This window comes from Campylobacter sp. B0100352/1, from assembly GCF_020135855.1.
GTDB lineage: Bacteria > Campylobacterota > Campylobacteria > Campylobacterales > Campylobacteraceae > Campylobacter_D > Campylobacter_D taeniopygiae.
The window spans coordinates 1-542 of record NZ_JACHTP010000096.1 but is presented as its reverse complement, the minus strand read 5'-3'; the positions used below and the strand labels follow the sequence as shown (position 1 = coordinate 542).

At 28.2% G+C, this 542-nt stretch carries 1 protein-coding gene; it reads left to right on the top strand.

Going from position 1 to position 542, the window contains the following annotated elements; translation table 11 throughout:
- Nucleotides 1–542: bacteriophage T4 gp5 trimerisation domain-containing protein (locus H2279_RS08695; RefSeq protein WP_442862197.1), on the top strand; the 542-nt coding region annotated here is incomplete at both ends.

Below are 542 nucleotides of genomic sequence, written 5' to 3'. Positions count from 1 at the left end.
CAACTATGCCTCAATATAATTATCCAAGATATCAAAGAGAAATTGCCACTAGCACTTTAAGTTATTTAAGCGAAGTTCCTATTATGATCAATCAAGGCTTAGATACCTTAAAACTTCAAGAAAATACAGATTATGAATTAAGCTCTATTAATAATCATTATCTTACTTTAGCAAATTCTACAATAGGAGTAGATAATACCGATGCAAAAGCAAGAAATGAAATCACTTTAAAAAATGATAAAGATAAAGAAGAAATTTATATCTTAGCGCAAAAAGATTATAAAGAAGAAATAGGCAATAATTATGAACAAACTATAAAAAGTAACAAAACCTCAGAAGTAGGAGCCTTATATACTGAATTTATCACTTTAGGCCATATGCAAAATATCGCAGGATTTAAAAATGTCAATGTAGGGGCAAAATATTTAGAAAATACTTTACTCTCTAAAGATACCAATGTGGGTTTAAGTAATACTTTAAATGTGGGAACAGATCAAGAAGTAAGGATCCATAAAAATAGCTATGAAAAAGTAGGAGAAAAT